The 2,095-nt window shown below is 60.1% G+C and carries 2 protein-coding genes and 1 pseudogene; 2 read left to right on the top strand and 1 reads right to left on the bottom strand.

All coding sequences use genetic code 11. The features are described 5' to 3' along the window. Positions 1-128 precede the first annotated feature (128 nt). On the top strand, positions 129-689 hold the full coding sequence (locus FY112_RS29755; protein WP_151519949.1) for a hypothetical protein: 561 nt from the start codon (positions 129-131) through the stop codon (positions 687-689). Positions 690-868: 179 nt separating this feature from the next. On the opposite strand, the pseudogene FY112_RS29750 reads toward FY112_RS29755, so the two are convergent. Beyond that, positions 869-988, bottom strand: a pseudogene (locus tag FY112_RS29750) (IS110 family transposase); the annotation flags it as partial. A gap of 312 nt (positions 989-1,300) precedes the next feature. Between FY112_RS29750 and FY112_RS29745 the strand changes: the two are divergent. Next, complete coding sequence (locus tag FY112_RS29745; RefSeq protein WP_151519948.1) at positions 1,301-1,834, top strand: histidine phosphatase family protein; 534 nt, start codon at positions 1,301-1,303, stop codon at positions 1,832-1,834. Positions 1,835-2,095 lie beyond the last annotated feature (261 nt).

Here is a 2,095-nt window from a genome sequence, read left to right as displayed (position 1 = left end):
CAGCCGCCGGTCAAGCGCTGGCCGCATTCTCAGGGCTATATCGAGACGAACATCTTGGCGGCGGCTAGTCCCGCCGCCAACGCTTTTGCTCGCAGCCTGCATGCGGGGTAGAATACGAGGTCGATAAAATGGCGTCTCCATGGAAACTTCTTGCCCGGCTTGTGTCACCGCGACGTCAGCCGCACCAAGAACAGGGCTCGCCCGATGACGTGAAGCCGGATGTATTAGCCATCGCCAAACCGACTGAAACGGTCGCCGACAACGGATTGAACAGCGCGGATCTTCCGGCCGAAGAAAAGCCAGCCCCTCACGATCCATCGGAGGCGGTGTCTGCGGACCCGGATCATTCCGAAGACACGGCAACCGGTGATCATGGCAAGGCGGATATCGAAGGCACCAGACCGGTGGAGGCGGCTGATCCGGCCTTATCCAATGAGGCCGGTACGGTCGCACACGACACACGGAAACCCTCGCAGACTGGCGAAGGTGCAACGCGAAAGCGCAGCGCCAGGGGCAAAAAAGCGGCCAGGGATGAAGCCATTCCGCCACCCTCTCCAGGCGTTCCCGCCGTTTCTGACGACGCAATCCGCCTCGATGAAGAGATCAGGCTGCTGCGAGTCCAGCTGGCGCGCAAGCTTCAACTGCAAAATGCACAACTGAAGAGGATGCTGCAGCGGTTCGAACGCTGAACGTATCATGGCTGCTGGCGCCCAATCGGGCCAATAGCCCGCCGGTTGATCAGATGTCGGTACAATGACCGGAGGGAGCTTTGCGAAGATGCGGGACTAATCGCCAACAAAAGCCGAGCGGGACATGATGGGATGGGACTTCGTCGTCGAGTTCCCAGCAATAGCAGAGTGTAATCGCGGCGTCCCGCCTCGACCATTTCCTGCAAAGCGATCTGATGCGCGGGGTGATCGAACTGTTGCACCTGCAGCCAGCACAGATATCGCATCGTCCAGCCCTTCATGCGTGGATACATCCCACCACCTGCGATCTGGCGTATCGAAATAGGTTGATGTCTGCTCGATGACCTCATGCGGTTTTCCAAGCCGATCGGAACTCAGGACGACGTCCAGAGTTTCGTCTGAGAGGTCGAGCTTGATTTCGATTTCGGACAAGACGGGCTCCACGGTTGATTGAGCATCGCCAACGGCGAAATCCGTGGGATGTCTAGGTTTCGCAAATGTAGGACGAAACGACTGGACCTGCCCGCCTAGTTTGCGGGCTGTATCGGAGGCCCTTCATGCTCCAGGAGTCAACACGAAACGAAGCTCTAGCTGACGAGGCTCGCGATAAAATGGCGCTGAACCCCGTGGTGCCGAAACACCGCCTCATCCTTCTGCGCCACGCCAAATCCGCCTGGCCCGACGGTGTGTCCGACCGTAAGCGGCCATTGGCGGATCGCGGGCGCAAGGCAGCACCCGTCATAGGCGCCTATATCGTGCGCGAAAAGCTGATCCCCGATCTCGCTCTCGTCTCGCCGGCCCGCCGGGCGCAGGAAACCTGGAAGCTCGTCCGCGGGGTCCTTTCGAAAAGGGTCTCCGAACGCGAGGCGGAGATCTATGAGGTGTCGGCCGAGCGCATCCTCGATGTGATCCGGGCCGTCGAACCTGGCATTCGCACGCTGCTCATCGTCGGCCACAATCCTGGCATGGAGAATGCGGCCTCGCTTATCGTGGCGGACGGCGATGCCGATGCCGTGGGTCGCATGCGGGAGAAGTTCCCGACGGCGGGACTCGCGGTTATCGACATCGATCTCGACGGATGGGACGAGATTGCGGCGGGCACCGGGTATCTCGAGCGGTTCGTAACGCCGCGATCCTTGGTCTAATAAGGCCACTTTCCGGTTTGAACTTGGTGGACATTGTGCACGGCCCTGATTCTACCCCGCGCTGGTTCCGAACGGGCCGTTCACGGCAGAATGGTTCGACAACCCCGAATTGGCCGGAGAACCCGTTCTCGTCGACGAAGCGGAAATGGCCAATGCCTCTTTTTCAACGAGGTCGGGGCAAAGCGGATACCTCGCGCCTTATGGGGCACTTCACGCCCGTTGCCTCAGGTATACACCGTGTCGGCGTCATTGTACGGGTCG

Origin of the sequence: Rhizobium sp. PEPV16 (assembly GCF_008919455.1) — a bacterium.
In the GTDB taxonomy this organism is placed as follows: domain Bacteria; phylum Pseudomonadota; class Alphaproteobacteria; order Rhizobiales; family Rhizobiaceae; genus Rhizobium; species Rhizobium leguminosarum_Q.
The sequence above is the reverse complement of the archived record's forward strand: the minus strand, read 5'-3'. Positions and strand labels throughout refer to the sequence as shown.